The following is a 20,516-nucleotide window of genomic DNA, read 5'->3' as shown; positions in this document are numbered from 1 at the left end:
CGCGAGCCGCACAGAGGCATGTGCGTTCTTCGGTCTCCGTCGCCGGCGCGGCGACGGCAATTCTCTTGTGTCCCCTCCGCCCCGGTTCGTGGTGATCCGGGAAGTCACACGGTGGGTCCGACGACGTCCGCGCCGCCCGTCATCCAGCCGCGGGCACCCCCGCCGGACTCCGGCCGCCGCCTGAGTCCTGGGCCAACGGGTCGGCAAGCCCTCCGGAGTCGTCGAGCCTGCCTTGCGCCAGCCGGGTCGCTCGCAGAGCGGCCGACGGCGCCAGACCGGCGACGACCTGGAGGGCGCTCAGTACGTCGTCGGGCCGTACGACCGGTGTTGTCTGCCGCACGACCGTTACAAGTATCCCATACGGTTCGGGCTCCCTCGGCCAATCGTCCACCTGGGCGGTGACGGAGCGAATCCGGTCACTCAGCGCAGTCGGATCGGGACCGTCGAGAACCTCGGCGTCGACCAGCGCGGCCCGCGCGTCGATGCTGCGGCGGCCGTCCTTGGTCATCCGCTCCACCTCGACGCTGTCGGCCGCGAGCAGCTTGGCGACGGCATCGCGCAGGTCGTCGGTGCTCACGCCGGGGATCTCCATCCGCCACCGGCTGACCTGCAGGCGCTCGGCCAGCGAACCGGGCCCGGCCTCGACCGCCTCCAGCAGGTCGACGCCCTCCGGCAGCGCCGCGTCCAGCTCGCGGCGAAGCACCTCCGGTTCGACCCGGCGGACCAGCTGGAGCTCGACGTACTCGGCCTCGCTGGACACACCGGTCGGCACCGCGCCCGACCACGACACCTTCGGATGCGGGCTGAAGCCCTGCGAGTAGGCCATCGGAACGCCCGCGCGCCGCAGCGCGCGTTCGAACGCACGGGCCAGATCCCGGTGCGAGGTGAAGCGCAGCCGGCCGCGCTTGGCGTAGCGCAGCCGCAGCTTCTGCACCGGAGGCGCCGAGGGGTTGGGTTGATCTTGCCGACTCAGAATGCCCTCCCGCACGTGTCGTCGACGCCCTGCCGGCCGTCGCCGATCCTTGCCGCTACAACCGCAAGTGTGACAAGGGCTCCCCCGGTGCGGCCAGGAAGGTGCCGGGAGCGGACGGCACTTGGCGGACAGCACTTGTTCGGGCGACCGCGAGCTGGTTAACGTCCGGGGGTTCGCGCACCGGCAGCGTCACGGGAGCCCAGAGTTACACGGGAGCCCGGGGTTAGTCATGGGAGCCCAGGGTTGATGGGAGCCCGGGGTTATAGGAGCACTGATGGGGGTCGCACGTCTCCGGCGCCTGTGCCTGGTGATCGTCCTCGCGGTGCTGGCCGCTCTGCTCGGGCCCGTCGCCGCGGGTGAGCCGTCCTGCACCGGCAGCGGACCGAACCTGCGCTACGTGGTGCTGTTCGCGCCCGAGACCAGCGGTGCCGACGCCGGTGCGGAGACCTCGGACCGGTGCGGAACGCTCGCGGCCTACTACCAGCCGATCGGGGTCGGCGTGGTCGATTCCGCCGATCCCCGGTTCGCGCAGCTGATCGGCGGCGAGCGCGCCTACAGCGCGGAAGGCGCGGTGCGGGAGGACGGCGGTGCCTCCGGGTTCGGTGGCGAGCTCGCGGCCGATCCGCAGTGGAACGCCGAGGCGGTGCGCGCGCCGGAGGCCCGCGCGGTCACCCGGGGCAGCCCGGACGTCGTGGTGGGTGTGCTGGATTCGGCGGTCGACCACGAGCACCCGGAACTCGCCGCTGCCTTCGACCCCGCTCGCTCGGCCGACTGCCTCACGCCCGAACAGCCTGCCTGGACCCCGCGCACCCGCGGAGCCGCCCACGGGACGCACGTGGCGGGCATCATCGCCGCCGCCGACGACGGGCTTGGCAGCACCGGGATCGCGCCCGGCGTGCGGGTGGCGTCGGTGCGGGTGGTCGACGAAGAGGGTTACGTGCATCCCGAGTACGCGGTGTGCGGGTTCATGTGGGCCGCCGACCACGGCATCCGCGTGGTCAACAGCAGCTTCCTGGTCGAGTCCGCCCAGCAGGGCTGCACCGGGAGCGGGTCGCCGGTGCCGCGCGAGGCGCTGCGCCGGGCAGTCGGCCACGCCACCGGCGAGGGCGTGCTGACCGTCGCCGCCGCCGGGAACGACCAGCTCGACCTCGCCGCCGGGCGGCGGCCGAACTGCGCCACGGTGCCCGCCGGTCTGGAGGACGTGATCGGCGTGTCGGCGGTGAGCCCCGACCAGGTCAAGGCGGGGTACAGCTCGTACGGCCTCGGCGTGGTCGACGTCGCCGCGCCCGGCGGGGACGTCCGGACCGGGTGCGTGCTGTCGACGGTGCCCGGCGGCGGGTACGACACCGCCTGCGGCACGTCGATGGCGGCGCCGCACGCCTCCGGGGTGGCCGCGCTGCTGGCGTCGCGGCACCCCTCGGCCGGGCCGCGGGAACTCGCGGAGCTGCTGGCGCAGCAGGCGAAGCCGCTGGGCTGCCCGGCCGACTACGACCTCAACGCCGACACCTCGCAGGACGCGCTCTGCCGCGGCTTCGCGACCTACAACGGCTTCTACGGCCACGGCCTGGTCGACGCCTACCGAGCCGCCACCGGCTGAGGTCCGGCGATCTCCTCGGGAATCCCTACAAGGACGAATTGCCGATCGGGGAGCCCTGCCCGACCGGCGAGATCGGCAGCAGCTTGCGGCCGGTCGGACCGACCTCGATGTCGGTGCCCATGGTCGGGCACACCCCGCAGTCGAAGCACGGGGTCCAGCGGCAGTCGTCCTGCTCGCGGGCGTCGAGGGCGTCCTGCCAGTCGGCCCACAGCCATTCCTTGTCCAGGCCCGAGTCGAGGTGGTCCCAGGGCAGGACCTCGCCCTCGCCGCGCTCCCTGGTGGTGAACCAGTCCAGGTCCACCCCGAGCGGTTCCAGCTCGGCCTGCGCGCACTCCACCCAGCGGTCGTAGGAGAAGTGCTCGTTCCAGCCGTCGAACTTGCCGCCCTCGCGCCAGACCCGCTCGATCACGCGCCCGATGCGGCGGTCGCCCCGGGACAGCAGTCCTTCGACCAGCGAGGGCTTGCCGTCGTGGTAGCGCATGCCGATGTTGCGGCCGAGGCCGCGGTCGGAGTTGATCGCCTGCCGCAGCTTGCGCAGCCGCTCGTCGACGGTGTCCGGGTCGCACTGCGACGCCCACTGGAACGGCGTGTGCGGCTTGGGCACGAAACCGCCGATGGAGATGGTGCACCGGATGTCCTTGCGCCCCGCCGCCTGGCGGCCCGCCCGGATGACCTCCTTGGCCATCTCGGCGATCTGCAGGACGTCCTCGTCGGTCTCGGTCGGCAGACCGCACATGAAGTACAGCTTGACCTGCCGCCAGCCGTTGGCGAAGGCCGCCGAGACGGTGCGGATCAGGTCCTCCTCCGACACCATCTTGTTGATCACGCGGCGGATCCGCTCGCTGCCGCCCTCCGGCGCGAAGGTCAGCCCGGACCGGCGGCCGTTGCGGGACAGCTCGTTGGCCAGGTCGATGTTGAACGCGTCGACCCGGGTCGACGGCAGCGACAGCCCGGTGTTGGTGCCCTCGTAGCGGTCGGCCAGGCCCTTGGTGATGTCGGCGATCTCGGAGTGGTCGGCCGAGCTCAGCGACAGCAGCCCGACCTCCTCGAACCCGGTCGCCTCCAGCCCCCGCTGCACCATCTCGCCGATGCCCTCGATGGACCGCTCGCGGACCGGCCGGGTGATCATCCCCGCCTGGCAGAACCGGCAGCCGCGGGTGCAGCCGCGGAAGATCTCCACGCTCATCCGCTCGTGCACGCTCTCGGCCAGCGGGACCAGCGGCTTCTTCGGGTACGGCCAGTCGTCGAGCTCCATCGTGGTGCGCTTGAACACCCGGTACGGCACGCGCTCGTGGTTGGGCACGACCGACGCGATCGCGCCGTCCTCGCCGTAGGAGACGTCGTAGAACTTCGGCACGTACACGCCGCCGCTCTCGGCCAGCCGCAGCAGCAGCTCGTCCCGGCCGCCCGGCTCGCCCTCGGCCTTCCAGGCGCGGATCGCCTCGGTGATCTCCAGGACGGCTTCCTCGCCATCGCCGAGCACGGCGGCGTCGAGGAAGTCGGCGATCGGCTCGGGGTTGAACGCCGCGTGCCCACCCGCCAGCACGATCGGGTGGTCGTCGGTGCGGTCGACGGCGTGCAGCGGGATGCCCGCGAGGTCCAGCGCGGCGAGCAGGTTGGTGTAGCCGAGCTCGGTGGCGAAGCTGACGCCGAGGACGTCGAAGGCGCCGACCGGGCGGTGGTTGTCGACGGTGAACTGCGGGATGCCGTGCTCGCGCATCAGGGCTTCGAGATCCGGCCACACCGCGTAGGTGCGCTCGGCGAGCACGTCGGGCAACTCGTTGAGGATCTCGTAGAGGATCATGACGCCCTGGTTCGGCAGACCGACCTCGTAGGCGTCGGGATACATCAGGCACCACCGGACGGTGGTCTCGTCCCAGTCCTTGACGGTCGAGTTCAGCTCTCCGCCGACGTACTGCACGGGCTTGGAGACGCGCGGCAGCAACGGCTCCAAGCGGTCGAAAACGGACTCCGCACTCACCGTTTCAGCGTACGTGGCGCCCGGAGCGAGCCGGGAGTGCGGTGCCGGTGCCGCACTCCCCCACCGCGGGCTCAGACATCGCGGGTGAACCAGACGCGGTCCCGGTCGTCGCCTTCGGCGACGCGGACCGAGCCGGGCCAGCGACCGCTCTCCACCCAGCCCAGCGCGGTGTAGAACTCCTCAAGGCCGGCGCCGCTGCGGGCGACGAGTTCGAGCTTTTCCACACCGATCGCCCGCGCCTGCGAGACCGCGGCTTCGACCAGCTGCCTGCCCCAGCCCCTGCCCCACAGGTCCGGGTGGACCATGAGCAGCGACAGCTCGGCGGTGTGCCGCGACACCGGGTACCGGCCGGGCACCAGCACCGCCGCGCCGACCAGCTCGTGGCTGCGGCCGATGGTGATCAGGTGGGCGCGCCTGGCTGCGACGTCGTCGATCACCGAGCTCGCCGCCGCGCGCACCTCCTCGACCGGGTCGGCCGGGCCGAAACCGACCCCGCCGCCCGCGATCGTGACCTGACCCCACAGGTCGGCCAGCGCGTGGACCAGGCCGGGGTGCGGGGTGTCGACCCGGTGCGGGCCGGTCACGAACTCGTCGCCGGTCACCGCGCTCAGAGCTCCGGGAACCAGAGCTTGATCTCGCGGGCCGCGGATTCGGCCGAGTCCGAGCCGTGCACGAGGTTGAACTGGACCTCCAGGCCGAAGTCGCCGCGGATGCTGCCCGGCGCGGCCTTGTCGACCGGGTCGGTGCCGCCCGCGAGCTGGCGGAACGCCGAGATCGCCCGCGGGCCCTCGACGACCGCGGCCACGACCGGGCCGGAGGTGATGAACTCCAGCAGGCTGCCGAAGAACGGCTTGCCGTCGTGCTCGGCGTAGTGCTGCTCGGCGAGCTGCTGCTCGACCTGGCGCAGCTCCAGCGCCACCAGCTTCAGCCCCTTGCGCTCGATCCGGTTGATGACCTCGCCGACCAGGCCGCGCTCGACGCCGTCGGGCTTGATCAGGACGAGCGTGCGCTCACTCACGATTGTCTCCTTCTGTGCCTGGGCGCTCACCCCGCGCCCGATTTGCCCGCCAGGGTATCGGCGCAGGTGCGACCGCCCTCACGGGGCGTCGGCAGGCCGACGCCCCGTGGCGCGGCGAGCGCGGGCCGCCCGGTCAGCGCCGCGGATCGAGCGCCTTGCTCCACAGCGACTTGCCCGTCATGTCGCGCAGGTCGACGCGCAGCACACCGGTACCGGCCTCGATGTTGACCTCGCCGAAGTGCTGGAAGCCCTCCATCGGCGAGGCGCCGAGCCGGTTGGGCGTGGAGGCGAAGACGTACTCGGGCCCGAAGGTCGGGTCGAGCTTGTTCGGCTGGTACGCGCCCGCGTTGAGCGGGCCGGACACGAACTCCCAGAACGGGTCGAAGCCGTCGAAGGCGGCGCGCTCCGGCGAGTAGTGGACCGCGGCGGTGTAGTGCACGTCGGCGGTGAGCCACACGGTGTTGGCGATCCCGCGGCGGCTGATCTCCTGGAGCACCCACGCCAGCTCGGCCTCTCGGCCGTTCGGCGCGCCCGGCTGCCCGTTGGCGACGCCCTCGATCTTGTCGCCGTCCGGCACGACGATGCCGATCGGCATGTCCGAGGCGATCACCTTCCAGGTCGCGCGCGAGCTGGACAGCTCCTCGACCAGCCAGCGCGCCTGCCGCTCGCCCAGGATCCGCTCGGGCTTGGTGCCCGCCGAGTTCGGGTCGCGGTAGCTGCGCATGTCGAGCACGAAGACGTCGAGCAGCGGACCGTGCGAGACCTTGCGGTACACCCGGCCGTCGACGGCGTCCTGGTGCCGCACCGGCTGCCACTCGTGGAACGCCTGGAACCCGCGCTGGGCCAGGACGTCGACGCGCTTCTCGGTGTACTCGGGCCGGTCCAGGATCTCGCCGGGGTACCAGTTGTTGGTCACCTCGTGGTCGTCCCACTGCACCAGCTGCGGGACCTTCGCGGCGAACGCGCGGAAGTTGTCGTCGAGCAGGTTGTAGGCGAACTGGCCCCGGTACTCGGCCAGGGTCTCGGCGACCTTCGACTTCTCCGGGGTCACGACGTTGCGCCACACCCGGCCGTCGGGCAGGGTCACGGTCTCCTTCAGCGGCCCGTCGGCGTAGACGGTGTCGCCGCTGTGCAGGAAGAAGTCCGGGTTCCGGTCGGCCATGGCGGAGTAGATGGTCATGCCGCCGAGGTCGGGGTTGATGCCGAAGCCCTGACCGACGACGTCACCGGACCACAGGAAGCGGATGTCCCGCGGCCCGTTGGGGACCGTGCGGAAGCTGCCGGTCAGCGGCTCGCTGTCGACCCGGCCGTCCGGGTCCTGGGCGACGACGCGGTAGAACGCCTCGCGCCCCGGCGCCAGCCCGTCGATCCGCACCTCGCCGGTGCCGTCGGTCTCGGGCGTGAGCCACGGGCCGGGGACGCGCCGGGCGTCCCGGAAGTCGGGGCGGGTGCTGATCTCGACGAACATCCGGGACAGGCGGTCGGCCCGGGTCCAGACGACGGCGCCGTCGGGGCGCGGGTCGCCGAGCTGGACCCCGTGGGTCAGGCGCGGGCGGTCGGGGCGGGCGAAGGCCGGGCCGGAAGGCAGGAGCAGTCCGGCGGCGAGCGCGCCGGTGCCGGTGAGCAGGGTGCGGCGTCCGAGGTTCATGCGGACGTTGTAATCCAGTGCGACGTCCGGGTGGCCACGATCAGCCGACGCGCAGTTGAACCGGCCGTGCCGGGTTCGGGCTCTGGTGCGAGCGGCCGCACCGGGTTAGCTTCGATCCCGGTCATACCGACTGGACGGTCCGAGCTGGAGGTCCCGGATGCGCGCCGCCGTGCACACCGCCGTGAACGAACCGATGCGGATCGAAGAACTCGCCGACCCCCGGCCGCTCGCCGGCGAGGTCGCCATCGACGTGACCTCCTGCGGGGCGTGCCACTCGGACCTGCACGTGCTCAAGGGGGAACTGCCGTTCCCGACCCCGTCGGTGCTCGGGCACGAGGTCGCCGGGGTGGTCTCGGAAGTCGGGCCCGAGGTCTCGGAGCTGGCCGTGGGGGACCGGGTGGTCACCAGCTTCATCATGCCGTGCGGCCGGTGCCGCAACTGCGCGCGCGGCGACGAGGAGATCTGCGAGCGGTTCTTCGCCTACAACCGCGCGAAGGGCCAGCTCTACGACGGCGGCACCCGGCTGTTCCGGGCAGGCGGCGAGCCGGTGTGGATGTACTCGCAGGGCGGGCTGGCCGAGCGCTCGGTGACCACGGCGTCCTCGGTGTTCAAGGTGCCCGACGGGGTCGAGCTCGCCGACGTCTCCTCGGTGGGCTGCTCGACGATGACCGCCTACGGCGCGCTCCGGCACGCCGCCGACGTCCGGGTCGGCGACACCGTCGCGGTGGTCGCCGCGGGCGGGGTCGGCTCCGCGCTGATCCAGCTCGCCGCGACCTTCGGCGCCTCGGTGATCGTCGCCGTGGACATCAGCGAGGAGAAGCTGGCCGCGGCGCGCGAGCTCGGCGCGACCCACACCGTGAACTCGGCCGAGGCCGACGCGCCGCAGGCGATCCGGGAGATCACCGGTGGCCGCGGCGTGGACGTCGCGTTCGAAGCGCTGGGCCGGGTGGCGACCTTCGAGGTGGCTCGCGACTCGGTGGTCGAGGGCGGGCAGGTCGTGATCGTCGGCATCGCGCCCAGGGGCACGGTCGGCGAGTTCGACCTGGCGACCATCGCCCGCCGCAAGCTGCAGATCAAGGGTTCCTACGGCGCCAAGCCCCGCCGGGACATGCCGGTGCTGCTCGACCTGGTCGCCCGCGGCCTGCTCCGCCCGCAGGACGCGATCAGCCGCCGCTACCCGTTCGACCGGGTCCAGGACGCCTACGACTCCCTCAACCGCGGCGAGATCGTCGGTCGCGCCATCGTCGACATCGGCTGACGCCCGGCCCGACCTGGCGTCGCCGCGCTGCGCGAAGCCGTGCCGTTCACCCCGTTCGCGCTCGACGAGACGCCGGTCAGCTCACTGCTTCTCGGGCGGATACCCCGGCGGATGCCCGAGCTGGTCGTAGAGCCGCCCCTCGCGCATCCGCTTGGCGACGTCGCGGCGCAGGTACACGATGTAGCCCCACACCACGGCGAACACCACGCCCATGATCCCGATCGCCGGGTGCACGAAGACGCACAGCACGAGCGCCGCCTGCAACGCGAGCGCGAACCACAGGCCCCACCGGCGGCGCTGCACGAACGCGGCGGCCAGCAGCAGCACCGACAGCGCCACGACGACGCCGAATCCGACGCTCGACACTCCCCCGGCGAACTGCCAGACCACCGGCAGCGCCAGGCCGAAGACGATGAACTCCAGGATCAGCGTGGCCGCCATGATCCCGCGCAGGCCCTTCCACGGGTCGCGCACGCCTTCCGGCGGGATCGGCAGGCCGTACTCGTCGTCGCCGGACGGGGTGTTGGGTTCCTGGCTCACGCGGGCTCCTTGCCGAACAGCGCCCGCGCCTCGCCCGCGGTCACCACGGATCCGGTGATCACCACACCCCCGCCGGACACCGACTCGCCCGGGTCGGAGGTCTCCTCGGCCATCTGGATCGCGGTCTCGACCGCGTTGTCCATGCGGGGTTCGACCACGATCCGGTCCGGGCCGAAGACGTCCTTGGCGATGCCGGCTAGCTCGTCGGGGTCCATCGCGCGCGGCGAGGAGTTCCTGGTCAGCACGACCTCCTCGACCACCGGTTCCAGCTCGGCGAGGATGCCGCGCACGTCCTTGTCGCCGAGCACGCTGATCACCGCGATCAGCCGCCGGAAGGAGAACTCCGAGCTCAGCGCGTCCGCCAGCGCCCGCGCGCCGTGCGGGTTGTGCGCGGCGTCGACCAGCACCGACGGCGCCGAGCGCACCCGCTCCAGGCGGCCGGGGGTGATGACGCTCGCGAAGGCTTCGCGGACCGCGTCCACGTCGAGCTGGTGCTGGGCGCCCGCGCCGAAGAACGCTTCGACCGCGGCGAGCGCGAGGGAGGCGTTGCGCGCCTGGTGCTCGCCGTGCAGGGGCAGGAACACCTCGTCGTAGACGCCGCCGAGCCCCTGCAACCGCAGCATCTGGCCGCCGACGGCGACCGTGCGCGAGAGCACGCCGAACTCGTGCCCCTCGCGGGCCACGGTGGCGTCGACCTCGGCGATCCGGTCCATGATCGGCTGCTGCGCCTCGGCGGGCTGCGCGGCCAGCACCACGACCGAGCCGGGCTTGATGATCCCGGCCTTCTCCTTGGCGATCCCGCCGAGGTCGCTGCCCAGGTACTCGGCGTGGTCCAGCGCGACCGGGCAGATCACCGCGATCTTGGCGTCGGCGACGTTGGTGGCGTCCCAGCTGCCGCCGAGCCCGACCTCCAGCACCGCGGCCTCGACCGGCGCGTCGGCGAACGCGGCGAACGCCATCCCGGTCAGCACCTCGAACTTGCTCATCGCGATCTCGCCGCGGGAATCCACGATGGACACGTACGGCGCGATGTCGCGGTAGGCCTCGACGTAGGCGGCCGGGCTGATCGGGGCGCCGTCGATGCTGATCCGCTCGGTGGCGAGCTGGAGGTGCGGGCTGGTGTAGCGGCCGACCCGCAGGCCGATCCGGCCGAGCAGCGCGTCGATCATCCGGGACGTGGACGACTTGCCGTTGGTGCCCGCGATGTGCACCACCGGATAGCTGCGCTGCGGCTCGGCCAGCAGGTCGGTCAGCGCCCGGATGCGGTCGAGCGACGGCTCGATCTTGGTCTCCGGCCAGCGCTCGTTGAGTTCGGCCTCCACCACGCGCAGTTCCTGCAACGCGCCTGGATCGGTGTCGGACAAGTCCTTCACTCTCCTGTGCCCCGACGGCGAATGTCGAGGTCAAAGTCTACGTCGCGGCTCCGGCGGACCGTCCGGCGGCGGTCGCGCACCCGCACCCACGACGAAGCGGGCCGCCCCACCTGGGACGGCCCGCTCCCGCGGTCGTGCGCGCTCAGCCCTGCGGCAGCGCCGCCAGGCGGGCGTTGATCCGCTCGATGTCGGCCAGCGCGGTCTCCCGGCGGACCCTGATCTTGTCGACCACCTCGGCCGGGGCCTTGCCGGTGAAGGCCGGGTTGCCGAGCTTCTTGTCCGCGCCCGACAGCTCCTTCTCGGCCGCCGCGAGGTCCTTGGCCAGCCGCTTGCGCTCGGCCTCGACGTCGACCGCGCCGGACAGGTCCAGCTCCACCGCGACGGTGCCGCCGGTCAGGCCGACCTCGATGGAGGCCGACGAGGTGAAGCCGTCCGCGGGCTCGGTGACCCGGGCCAGCGACCGCACCGCGGCCACGTGCCCGTCGAGCCCGAGCTCGGCGATCCCGCCGAGGCGGGCGGCGACCCGCTGCCCCGGCTTGAGGCCCTGGTCGGACCGGAACCGCCGGATCTCGGTGATCAGCTTCTGCACCGCGGCGATCCGCTCGGCCGCGCCGGGGTCGGCCTGCTCGCCCGAGGGCGCGGGCCAGTCGGCGATCACGACGGACTCGCGACCGGTCAGGGTCGTCCACAGCGTCTCGGTGAGGTACGGGATCGTCGGGTGCAGCAGGCGCAGCAGCACGTCGAGCACGTACCCGAGGACCTCCCGGGTGCTCTCGGCGCGTTCAGTGTGGGCATCCAGCTGGACCTTCGACAGCTCCAGGTACCAGTCGCAGAACTCGTCCCAGGTGAAGTGGTAGAGCGCCTCGGTGGCCTTGGCGAACTGGAAGTCCTCCAGCAGCTCGTCCACTTCGGACACGAGCTGGTCGAGCCGGTCCAGGATCCACCGGTCGGCGTCGGTCAGGCCGGACCGCGCGGGCAGCGCGTCCGGCACCCGGGCCCCGTTCATCATCGCGAACTTGGTGGCGTTGAACAGCTTCGTGCAGAAGCTGCGGGAACCGGCGACCCACTCCTCGCTGATCGGCGAGTCCGCGCCCGGGTTGGCGCCGCGGGCCAGCGTGAAGCGCAGCGCGTCGGTGCCGTAGGAGTTCATCCACTCCAGCGGGTCGACCGTGTTGCCAGCCGACTTCGACATCTTCTTGCCGTGCGCGTCGCGGACCATGCCGTGCAGCGCGATGGTCCTGAAGGGCGGCTCGCCGTCCATCGCGTACAGGCCCATCAGCATCATCCGGATGACCCAGAAGAAGAGGATGTCGTAGCCGGTGACCAGCACGCTGGTCGGGTAGTACCTGCGCAGATCGGCGGTGTCGTCCGGCCAGCCCATGGTCGAGAACGGCCACAGGCCCGAGGAGAACCAGGTGTCCAGGACGTCCTCGTCCTGGTGCCAGCCGTCGCCGGTCGGCGGCTCCTCGTCCGGCCCGACGCAGACGACCTCGCCGTTCGGGCCGTACCAGATCGGGATCCGGTGGCCCCACCACAGCTGCCGCGAGATGTTCCAGTCGTGCAGGTTGTCGACCCAGTCGAAGTAGCGCTTGGCCATCTCCGGCGGGTGCACCTCGACCCGGCCGTCGCGCACCGCGTCGCCCGCCGCCTTGGCCAGCGGGCCGACCCGGACGTACCACTGCAACGACAGGCGCGGCTCGATCGGCTCCTTGGACCGCGAGCTGTGCCCGACGCTGTGCAGGTACGGCCGCTTCTCGGCGACGATCCGGTCCTGCTCGCGCAGGCGCTCGCGCACCGCGACCCGGGCTTCGAAGCGGTCCATGCCGTCGAACTCGGTTCCGGTGTGGGCGATCCGGCCCTGCTCGTCCATGATCGTGAGCATCGGCAGGTCGTGGCGCTGGCCGATCTCGAAGTCGTTCGGGTCGTGCGCCGGGGTCACCTTCACCGCGCCGGTGCCGAACTCGGGATCGACGTGGGTGTCGGCGACGACCGGGATCCGGCGGCCGGTCAGCGGGAGCTCGATCTCGGTGCCGACCAGGTGCCGGTAGCGCTCGTCGTCGGGGTGGACCGCCACGGCGGTGTCACCGAGCATCGTCTCGACGCGGGTGGTGGCCACGACGATCGAGTTCTCGCCGTCGCCGTAGCGCATGGAGACCAGCTCGCCCTCGACCTCCTTGTGCTCCACCTCGATGTCGGAGATGGCCGACCGCATGTCCGGCGACCAGTTGACCAGCCGCTCCGCGCGGTAGATCAGGCCGTCGTCGTAGAGCTTCTTGAAGATCGTCCGGACGGCGCGGGAGAGACCGTCGTCCATGGTGAAGCGCTCGCGGGACCAGTCGACGGAGTCGCCGAGCCGGCGCATCTGCGACAGGATCGCCCCGCCGTGCTTCTCCTTCCACTGCCAGACGCGGTCCAGGAAGCCCTCGCGCCCGAGCTCGCGGTGGTCGATCCCCTCGTCGCGGAGCTGCTTTTCCACCAGCGCGTGCACCGCGATGCTGGCGTGGTCCATGCCCGGCAGCCACAGGGCGTCGTAGCCCTGCATCCGGCGGCGCCGGGTGAGCACGTCCATCAGGGTGTGCTCGAAGGCGTGGCCGATGTGCAGGCTGCCGGTGACGTTCGGCGGCGGGATGACGATCGAGAACGGGGGCTTGTCACTGGCCGGGTCGGCGGTGAAGTATCCGGCGGCTACCCAGCGCTGGTACAGCTCGGCCTCTACGTCGGCCGGATTCCAGGTCGACGGAAGTTCACGGGGCTGTGCGGCTTGGGTCTGTGTCACACGCAGAGTGTACGAAGCTGCCAGGTTCACCTTGACATCCGTCCCGGCTACTGCTTGCGGATCAATGTGAGCCACGTCACAGCACGGTGCCGGGCTGTTGATCGAGGCGCACTCTGGGCACATGGTGCGTGGAGCCCCGGAACAGGACATCGACGAATCCGCGCTGGAGGTCGGCAGCCCCAAGCGCGCGGCGGCCGGCGTGAAGGGCGTGCTGGTATCGCTCCAGCGCAGCTGGGAGCAGATGGGCGCGGGCCGGACGCTGAAGACCCTGCCGCTGCTCAACCAGCGGTCCGGCTTCGACTGCCCGGGCTGCGCGTGGCCGGACCCGCGCGAGGAGGACGGCGACCGGCGCAAGCTCGCCGAGTTCTGCGAGAACGGCGCCAAGGCCGTCGCCGAGGAGGCGACCACCCGGCGGGTCGGCCCGGAGTTCTTCGCCCGCCACCCGATCGCCGAGCTCGCGGGCAAGACCGACTACTGGCTGGGCCAGCAGGGGCGGCTGACGCAGCCGATGGTCCGGCTCGACGGGGACGAGCACTACCGGCCGATCGGGTGGGCCGACGCCTTCGACCTGATCGCCGAGCGGCTCAACGGGCTGGACAGCCCGGACGAGGCCGTCTTCTACACCTCCGGGCGCACCAGCAACGAAGCCGCGTTCCTGTACCAGCTGATGGTCCGCGGCTTCGGCACCAACAACCTGCCGGACTGCTCGAACATGTGCCACGAGTCGTCCGGCTCGGCGCTGACCGAGACCATCGGCATCGGCAAGGGGTCGGTGTCGCTGGCCGACGTCGAGCAGGCCGACCTGGTTCTGGTGGTCGGGCAGAACCCGGGCACCAACCACCCCCGGATGCTGTCGTCGCTGGAGAAGGTCAAGCGGCGCGGCGGGCGGATCATCGCGGTGAACCCGCTGCCGGAGACCGGGCTGATGCGGTTCAAGAACCCGCAGAACGTGCGCGGCGTGATCGGCGGCGGCACCCCGCTGGCCGACGAGTTCGCCCAGATCCGCATCGGCGGTGACCTGGCCCTCTTCCGCGCGATCAACGGGCTGGTGCTCGAAGCGGGCGCGGTGGACCGGGAGTTCGTCGACGCCCACACCCACGGCTTCGAGGAGTTCGCCGCGCAGGCCGCCGAGATCGACTGGGCGGCGACCGAGGAGGCGACCGGGCTGGAGCGGGCGCAGATCGAGCGCATCGCCGGGATGGTCATCGCCTCGGAGCGCACGGTGGCGTGCTGGGCGATGGGGCTGACCCAGCAGAAGGCGGCGGTGGCGACCATCCGCGAGGTCGTGAACCTGCTGTTGCTGCGCGGGATGATCGGCAAGCCGGGCGCGGGCGTGTGCCCGGTGCGCGGGCACTCCAACGTCCAGGGCGATCGGACGATGGGCATCTGGGAGAAGATGCCCAAGGCGTTCCTGGACGCGCTGGAGGCGGAGTTCGGCGTGCCGGTCCCCCGCCGCCACGGGCTGGACACGGTGGACTCGCTGCGCGCGATGCGGGACGGCCGGGTCAGGGCCTTCGTCGGCATGGGCGGCAACTTCGTCGCGGCGACCCCGGACACCGAGGCCACCGAGCAGGCGTTGCGCGACTGCGAGCTGACCGTGCAGATCTCGACCAAGCTCAACCGCTCGCACGCGGTGGCCGGGCGGACCGCGCTGATCCTGCCGACGCTCGGGCGCACCGAGAAGGACGTGCAGGCCGGCGGCGAGCAGTTCGTCACCGTCGAGGACTCGATGTCGGTGGTGCACCGCTCGCGCGGGCGGCTCGAACCCGCCTCGGAGCACCTGCTGTCGGAGGTCGCGATCGTCTCCCGGCTGGCCCGCAGGCTGCTCGGCAACGGGCACCCGGTGCGGTGGGAGGTCTTCGAGACCGACTACGACGCCGTCCGCGACCACATCGCCAACGTCGTTCCGGGCTGCGAGGACTACAACCGCAGGGTCCGCGAGCCCGACGGCTTCGTACTGCCGCACCCGCCGCGCGACAGCCGCACTTTCCGCACCGCGACGGGGAAGGCGAACTTCACGGTCAACGAAGCCGCACCGCTGGAGCTGCCCGAGGGCCGCCTGCTGCTCCAGACGCTGCGCAGCCACGACCAGTACAACACCACGATCTACGGCCTGTCCGACCGCTACCGGGGCATCGAGGACGCGCGCCGGGTGGTGATGGTCAACCCCGCCGACGTCGAGGCGCTGGGCTTCGCCGACGGCGACGTCGTCGACCTGGTCTCGGAGTGGGGCCAGGACGGGACGACCGAGGAGCGCCGGGCGGAGCGGTTCCGCATCGTCGCCTACCCGACCGCCCGGGACTGCGCCGCGGCCTACTACCCGGAGGCGAACGCCCTGGTGCCGCTGGGATCGGTGGCGGAGAGGTCCAACACACCGGTGTCGAAGGCGATCGTGGTCCGGCTGGAACGCCGCTGAGGGCTGGGCCGCCGCTGAGAACTGGGGGGACGCTGAGAGCTGGGGGATGCCGCTAAGCGGGCCGCACCGCCAAGCGCCGGGCCGCGCCGCTCGGCGCCGGGCCACCCCGCTCAGCGCGGACGCACCGCTGAGCGCGGGGCAACGCCGCTGGGCGCTGGGGGACGCCCCAGCGCGGCCCGGGGCCCGGCGCCTCCGGGCCGGGGGTCCGCACCATCGCCCGCTATCCCGCGCCGCTGCCAGTCTCCTCGTATCGCCCAAATCGGGCTTTCACGACACCGAGGAGACCGATCGATGACCCATCGCAGAACCGCCCGTTCCACGCTCACCACAACCCTCGCCGCGACCGTGGTCGTCGGACTCGCCGGTGGCGCGGCGTGGTCGCTCGCTCCCGGCCAGACCTCCGTCCGGCAGGTGGCCGCGGAGTCCAGCACCTCGGCGGGGACGGACCCGTTCCTGGTGCCGGTGGGCGACAAGGCGGCCGACGAGTCCGGCTGCGACGCCGTGGAGCTGGTCTCCGGCCTCCAGCTGGACCCGGACAGGTCACGGGCCTGGGCGCAGGTGTTCGGGATGACCCCGGAGCAGATCCCGGACTTCGTCAGCGGCCTGACGCCGGACCGGATCGACGCGGACACCCCGGTGACCAGCCACGGCTACCGGGACGGCGAGTTCGTCGCGCGGCCGACCGTGCTTGAGGCGGGGACGGCGGTGTTCGCCAATGCCAAGGGCGAACCGGCGGTCAAGTGCCTCAACGGGAATCCGCTCACCGCGAGCGAGAGCGAGCAGGGCGCACCCGGCGGCACCGCCTCCCAGCCCGGCGAAGTCGCGGGCAGCCGGTCCTCCGGCGGTTCCGGTGGTTCCGGCGGCGGTGGTGGCTCGGTCAAGCCGCCGACCGTCGACGAGCTCAGGGCCGCGGCCGACTCCGCGTACCAGGCGATGGGCAAGGCCAGGGCGGAGCTCCACGCCGCCATGGAGGTGTCCGCCAAGGCGTGGAGCGAGGCCCAGGCGGCCAAGGACGAACTGGACAAGCTCATCGCCGCGGGCGCATCTCCCGCAGAGATCAAGGCGGCCAGGGAGAAGTTGGAGAAGAAGACCGCGGCGGCCAAGGAGGCCGACAAGAAGGTCGTGTCCTCCCAGAAGAAGTTCGACGACGCGCAGAAGAAGTTCAACTACGCCAAGGACCTTTACGAGGACAAGAGCGGCACGACCTACGAGCCGCCGGAAGAGCCCAAGAAGGAGCCGGAGAAGGAGCCCGGGAAGAAGGGCGAGGAGCCGAAGAAGCTCGTCGAGGAACAGGTCGAGGAGACGGAGACATCCGAGTCGCCCGAACCGGTCGACGAGGGCACGGACACCGGTCAGGACCAGGGGTCCAAGACTTCGCCGTCAGGCTCTGCCGGACAGTCGGGCTCTGCAGGGCAGTCAGGCTCTGCGGGGCAGTGATCCCCGATCGGCGATCCACGGTGGGCGGTGCTGCTTGCGGGCAGCACCGCCCACCGCTGTCATTTCCGGAGCACGCCCGTCATTTCCTGGGCACGCCTGTCATTTCCGGAGCGCGTCGATCATCCCGGTGCCGTCCTCGTCGCCGTGGCCGTCGGCGACGTGGCGCGCCATCAGATCCAGGTACGGGGTCAGCAGCTCGGGGCTGACCCCCTGCTCCTCGGCGGTGCGCAGCATCGTGGCGTTGCCCGCCGCCTGCATGGCGAGGTTGGAGACGACTCCGGTCGTGTAGTCGCCGCTCGCCAGCTGCTCGGCGGTCCGCTGCACGAAGGGCAGCATCGCGCCGAGCCAGCCGGACAGCAGCGGGGCGAACGCCTCCGGATCGATGTTTTCCTTGCGCACCAACGCGAACGCGTGCGAGACCCCGGCGAACATCCCGTACATGGCGCTGAGCAGCGCGACGTCGTGGAGCGCGGCGTACCCGGCGTCGGTGCCGACGTAGTTGGTGCCCGCGGGAACGGCCAGGGTCTCCCGGTGCTCGTCGAACAGCTCGCGGGAACCGCTGTAGAACACGTACCCGCCCGACTCCGGAACGCCGATCATCGGCGGAATCGCCATGATGCCGCCGTCGAGGAAGCGGGCCCCGCGCGCCCGCGCCCACTCGGCGCGCTCGCGCGCCTGGTCCGGGGTGCCGGTGGTGAGGTCGACCAGGTCCTTGCCGGTCAGGTCGGTGTCGGCCAGGGCCTCCCCGACCGACGCGTCGTCGAGCAGGCAGACGACCACGAGGCGGCTCGCGGCCACCGCCTCGGCGGCGCTGCCCGCCGCGGTGGAGAAGCCCTCGGCGCGCGCGGGCGTGCGGTTCCAGACGGTGACCGGGTGCCCGGCCGCCTCCCAGGCACGGGCGAGCGCGGTGCCCATCGCGCCGAGGCCGAGGACCGAGAGCGGAGCTTTGTCGTTCATGCCGATTAGGCTTGCCGCACCCCCGGAAACCGACAAGTACGCACTTCGGAGTGGGTGGTTACTCCGGGGGAAGCGAGGAGGTCAGGATGGTGGCGCGCAGGCCGGGATCCTTCGTCTGCGGCATCGACGCGGCGATGGACGTCATCGGCGGCAAGTGGAAGGTGCTGATCCTCTGGGCGCTGGACGAACGGCCGCACCGGTTCGGGGAACTGCGCCGCGAGCTGCCCGGCGTGACGGAGAAGGTGCTCACCTCGCACCTGCGCGAGCTGGAGAACGACGGGATCGTGCACCGCGAGACCCACGACGAGGTGCCGCCCCGCGTCGAGTACTCGCTGACGGCGCTCGGCGCGGAGCTCAACACCGCGCTGGCTCCGCTCGGCGCCTGGGGCCGCAAGAACGTCCTCGGGACCTCGTACCGGCACGAGACGGCGGGCCAGGCAGAACCCGGCTAGAACGGTGCGTCTGAGATGCCCGGAAGGGCGCATCTGGTTCCGGAGACCGGACAACTCAGAATGTCGTAGTCCTCGTTCAGCCGTTCCCGCACAAACCGCTGGGTCGGACTCCACGTCGTTGTCAGCCACCGGGCCAGAACCAGAACAGTCACGGCAGTCGCACCTGCGGACCGGAGTGCGGCGCTCGCGCTTTGCGCGTGAGAACCAGTCGTCCAGGTATCGTCGATCAACAGCACATGGTGCCCAGTCAGGTCCTGATCAGCCACCATCCACAGCTGCGGCAGGAATTCGCGAGGCGTCCGGGTGAACCCGGGCCCAGGAAACATCACGATTTCGGGGAGACCAGTGTACTTCAGGCTCCTCGCTGCGATCCGCCGGATCGGATGATCACGACCCGGAGTACGGGTGGAAGGCACACTGGCCCATGCCGACAGCGGTCGTCCAACCGCGGACACGATGCACGGTTCGTGCAAGTTCAGTGCGGTGGAGAGCAGGAGGCCGAGCTGATCCACACCTGCCTTCGTCACAGCCGCGGTCTTGTAGGAATGCATGAGATGGCCCGACTGCGCCCCTTTCAGGGCGTAGAACAACGGAACGACCAGGTCCGCCAACCCCGCACCCTGACGTTTGGCCGCGAGCCGGACCTCGCGACATCCGAAGCATTCGACGTAGTTTCGGTTCAATTCCAACGGCGTTGCGCAGACGCGACACGTCACTCCGCTTTCCCGAACAGCATTGCGCAGAAAACCTGCGCCGACCACCCTGGAAATTTCCAGGATGAAGTCCCCCAGACCTTCATCATTGTCGATGGCCGAGTCCACCCCTCAGAGAAATGAGCTGGTCGAGCAGGTCGCCGGTGCTGCGCTCAGAGAACACCACATGCTCGACAACCTCCATGATCTTCTTGGTGCTCTCGGCGACGTGCACACCCGGACGACCGACCAGCTTCCTGGCCCATTCGTTGCCATCCACGACGAAGTCGGTGAGAACGACCTGCCTCCCGTGCGCGACGGCCTGGCGCGCCTGGATTCGCGCGCCGCTCTTCTCCCCCGCTTCCACGATGATGGTGACATGGCCGTATCCCGACATGACGGCGTTGCGCATGGGGAAGTTCTGCTGCCTCGGAGGGGCGTCCGGCCAGAACTGCGAAAGGACGAGGCCATCTTGTGCGATCTGCTCCTGCAGAGCACTGTTGGCGGCGGGATAGCACCGGGAGATACCAGTACCGATACAGGCGACAGTTCTGCCGCCAGCTTCCAGCGCCGCAGTGTGCGCAGCGGTGTCAATTCCCTTCGCCAGCCCCGAAAGCACTGTGATGTCACGCTGGACCAGGTTACGCGAGACCGTCGCTGCAATCTTCAAACCCTTGTCGGAGGCTGCGCGCGACCCGACCACGGAGACCGCTCGCTCGCCTCGCCGAAGAGAACCACGGTAGAAGAGAACCGGCGGCATTTCATGAATTTCCCGGAGCCCGGTCGGATAATCCGGATCGAGGAAGGTCAGAAATCCTATCCCCTGCACCCGCCATGACTCGATATCGGACATAGCCTGCTCTCGGGGAGACTCCTCCGCACCGAAAAGAGAGGACGGAACGAGCTTCTCCCACACAGCAGTCGCGCGGCCTTCCGCACTGACCTCCGCCGCGATCTCCTGCCAGGTCATCCGTTCAGGACGAGTGCGGAGCAGCGCGACCAATGCGGCCCGTTCCACGTCATCCCACGGGCGATCAGTACCTCCTGCGGAGCCAGTGGTGCCGAAAATGGCTTTCAACCTGGTCACCTCCCCACGAACGTGTCCTGTTCCGTCCAACATCCTGTCACGCTCCGAACACCACGACAGGGGTCGTCCCAGAGAGTCCCAGATGGCCCTGACATCAGCGTCCACTCACACCTCTACGACGGCCTGGGCTCGCCGGAACGGGAGCTGCCAGCAGTCGCCTCTGTCGCCCAGGCCGTACGAGTGGGTCGGTTGCGGGCAGGCGCCCGCAACCGGGCGGATCTTCCGAACTCCATCTCGCGCACGCTCAGCGCTCAGATCGTGCCTCTCGGCGAGGCTCGGTCCGTGCTTCGGGTGGAGTGAGGGCAGCTACG

General features: G+C 70.8%; 16 protein-coding genes. 5 read left to right on the top strand and 11 right to left on the bottom strand.

Going from position 1 to position 20,516, the window contains the following annotated elements; genetic code table 11:
* Nucleotides 1-139 precede the first annotated feature (139 nt).
* Nucleotides 140-934, bottom strand: coding sequence for a TIGR03936 family radical SAM-associated protein (locus tag ABD691_RS02925; RefSeq protein WP_344677769.1), 795 nt, complete (start codon nucleotides 932-934; stop codon nucleotides 140-142).
* A 313-nt stretch (nucleotides 935-1,247) separates the two neighbouring features.
* Between ABD691_RS02925 and ABD691_RS02920 the strand changes: the two genes are divergently transcribed.
* Nucleotides 1,248-2,570, top strand: coding sequence for a S8 family peptidase (locus ABD691_RS02920; RefSeq protein WP_344677768.1), 1,323 nt, complete (start codon nucleotides 1,248-1,250; stop codon nucleotides 2,568-2,570).
* 25 nt (nucleotides 2,571-2,595) lie between these two features.
* Here ABD691_RS02920 and ABD691_RS02915 read toward each other — a convergent pair whose 3' ends face one another.
* The 4 genes from ABD691_RS02915 to ABD691_RS02900 all read right to left on the bottom strand — a co-directional run bounded on the left by ABD691_RS02915 (nucleotide 2,596) and on the right by ABD691_RS02900 (nucleotide 7,217).
* Nucleotides 2,596-4,551 (bottom strand): TIGR03960 family B12-binding radical SAM protein, encoded by a 1,956-nt coding sequence (locus ABD691_RS02915; RefSeq protein WP_344677767.1) that lies wholly within the window; start codon nucleotides 4,549-4,551, stop codon nucleotides 2,596-2,598.
* Between the two features lie 71 nt (nucleotides 4,552-4,622).
* A complete protein-coding gene (locus tag ABD691_RS02910) occupies nucleotides 4,623-5,153 on the bottom strand; it encodes a GNAT family N-acetyltransferase (protein ID WP_344677766.1) in 531 nt (176 codons plus the stop codon).
* 5 nt (nucleotides 5,154-5,158) lie between these two features.
* Nucleotides 5,159-5,569, bottom strand: coding sequence for a nucleoside-diphosphate kinase (gene ndk, locus ABD691_RS02905; RefSeq protein ID WP_344677765.1), 411 nt, complete (start codon nucleotides 5,567-5,569; stop codon nucleotides 5,159-5,161).
* A 133-nt stretch (nucleotides 5,570-5,702) separates the two neighbouring features.
* A complete protein-coding gene (locus tag ABD691_RS02900; RefSeq protein WP_344677764.1) occupies nucleotides 5,703-7,217 on the bottom strand; it encodes an alkaline phosphatase D family protein in 1,515 nt (504 codons plus the stop codon).
* 157 nt (nucleotides 7,218-7,374) lie between these two features.
* On the opposite strand from ABD691_RS02900, the gene ABD691_RS02895 reads away from it, so the two are divergent.
* A complete protein-coding gene (locus tag ABD691_RS02895) occupies nucleotides 7,375-8,475 on the top strand; it encodes a zinc-binding dehydrogenase (RefSeq protein ID WP_344677763.1) in 1,101 nt (366 codons plus the stop codon).
* A gap of 81 nt (nucleotides 8,476-8,556) precedes the next feature.
* On the opposite strand, the gene ABD691_RS02890 is transcribed toward ABD691_RS02895, so the two are convergent.
* From ABD691_RS02890 to ABD691_RS02880, 3 genes are all read right to left on the bottom strand, one after another.
* Nucleotides 8,557-9,015, bottom strand: a complete 459-nt coding sequence (locus ABD691_RS02890) for a DUF4233 domain-containing protein (RefSeq protein ID WP_344677762.1) — start codon at nucleotides 9,013-9,015, stop codon at nucleotides 8,557-8,559.
* Nucleotides 9,012-10,379 (bottom strand): bifunctional tetrahydrofolate synthase/dihydrofolate synthase, encoded by a 1,368-nt coding sequence (gene folC, locus ABD691_RS02885; protein WP_344677761.1) that lies wholly within the window; start codon nucleotides 10,377-10,379, stop codon nucleotides 9,012-9,014. Before folC ends, ABD691_RS02890 begins: the two co-directional genes overlap by 4 nt.
* Nucleotides 10,380-10,530: 151 nt before the next feature.
* Nucleotides 10,531-13,164 carry a valine--tRNA ligase gene (locus ABD691_RS02880; protein ID WP_344677760.1) on the bottom strand — a complete coding sequence of 878 codons (2,634 nt, stop codon included), beginning with the start codon at nucleotides 13,162-13,164 and terminating at the stop codon, nucleotides 10,531-10,533.
* A gap of 121 nt (nucleotides 13,165-13,285) precedes the next feature.
* On the opposite strand from ABD691_RS02880, the gene ABD691_RS02875 reads away from it, so the two are divergent.
* Together ABD691_RS02875 and ABD691_RS02870 are read left to right on the top strand one after the other, a co-directional pair.
* Nucleotides 13,286-15,580: an FdhF/YdeP family oxidoreductase gene (locus tag ABD691_RS02875; RefSeq protein WP_344677759.1), complete on the top strand. Its 2,295-nt coding sequence runs from the start codon at nucleotides 13,286-13,288 to the stop codon at nucleotides 15,578-15,580.
* 291 nt (nucleotides 15,581-15,871) lie between these two features.
* Nucleotides 15,872-17,017: a DUF6777 domain-containing protein gene (locus ABD691_RS02870; protein WP_344677758.1), complete on the top strand. Its 1,146-nt coding sequence runs from the start codon at nucleotides 15,872-15,874 to the stop codon at nucleotides 17,015-17,017.
* A gap of 99 nt (nucleotides 17,018-17,116) precedes the next feature.
* Here ABD691_RS02870 and ABD691_RS02865 read toward each other — a convergent pair whose 3' ends face one another.
* Nucleotides 17,117-17,974 carry an NAD(P)-dependent oxidoreductase gene (locus ABD691_RS02865; RefSeq protein WP_344677757.1) on the bottom strand — a complete coding sequence of 286 codons (858 nt, stop codon included), beginning with the start codon at nucleotides 17,972-17,974 and terminating at the stop codon, nucleotides 17,117-17,119.
* A gap of 86 nt (nucleotides 17,975-18,060) precedes the next feature.
* On the opposite strand from ABD691_RS02865, the gene ABD691_RS02860 reads away from it, so the two are divergent.
* Nucleotides 18,061-18,426 carry a winged helix-turn-helix transcriptional regulator gene (locus ABD691_RS02860; protein WP_344677756.1) on the top strand — a complete coding sequence of 122 codons (366 nt, stop codon included), beginning with the start codon at nucleotides 18,061-18,063 and terminating at the stop codon, nucleotides 18,424-18,426.
* On the opposite strand, the gene ABD691_RS02855 is transcribed toward ABD691_RS02860, so the two are convergent.
* Complete coding sequence (locus ABD691_RS02855; protein WP_344677755.1) at nucleotides 18,423-19,247, bottom strand: ComF family protein; 825 nt, start codon at nucleotides 19,245-19,247, stop codon at nucleotides 18,423-18,425. The genes ABD691_RS02860 and ABD691_RS02855 overlap by 4 nt on opposite strands.
* Nucleotides 19,225-20,196, bottom strand: coding sequence for a DNA-processing protein DprA (locus tag ABD691_RS02850; protein ID WP_344677754.1), 972 nt, complete (start codon nucleotides 20,194-20,196; stop codon nucleotides 19,225-19,227). The genes ABD691_RS02855 and ABD691_RS02850 overlap by 23 nt, the downstream gene beginning before the upstream one ends.
* Nucleotides 20,197-20,516 lie beyond the last annotated feature (320 nt).

The organism is Saccharopolyspora taberi, from assembly GCF_039534165.1.
In the GTDB taxonomy this organism is placed as follows: domain Bacteria; phylum Actinomycetota; class Actinomycetes; order Mycobacteriales; family Pseudonocardiaceae; genus Saccharopolyspora_D; species Saccharopolyspora_D taberi.
The sequence above is the reverse complement of the archived record's forward strand: the minus strand, read 5'-3'. Positions and strand labels throughout refer to the sequence as shown.

What these genes read in the sequence shown, in the direction of transcription:
- ABD691_RS02920 (WP_344677768.1), top strand. Translation starts at nt 1,248, where the DNA reads ATGGGGGTCGCACGTCTCCGGCGCCTGTGCCTGGTGATCGTCCTCGCG.
- ABD691_RS02900 (WP_344677764.1), bottom strand. Translation starts at nt 7,217, where the DNA reads ATGAACCTCGGACGCCGCACCCTGCTCACCGGCACCGGCGCGCTCGCC.
- ABD691_RS02895 (WP_344677763.1), top strand. Translation starts at nt 7,375, where the DNA reads ATGCGCGCCGCCGTGCACACCGCCGTGAACGAACCGATGCGGATCGAA.
- ABD691_RS02875 (WP_344677759.1), top strand. Translation starts at nt 13,286, where the DNA reads ATGGTGCGTGGAGCCCCGGAACAGGACATCGACGAATCCGCGCTGGAG.
- ABD691_RS02870 (WP_344677758.1), top strand. Translation starts at nt 15,872, where the DNA reads ATGACCCATCGCAGAACCGCCCGTTCCACGCTCACCACAACCCTCGCC.
- ABD691_RS02865 (WP_344677757.1), bottom strand. Translation starts at nt 17,974, where the DNA reads ATGAACGACAAAGCTCCGCTCTCGGTCCTCGGCCTCGGCGCGATGGGC.
- ABD691_RS02860 (WP_344677756.1), top strand. Translation starts at nt 18,061, where the DNA reads ATGGTGGCGCGCAGGCCGGGATCCTTCGTCTGCGGCATCGACGCGGCG.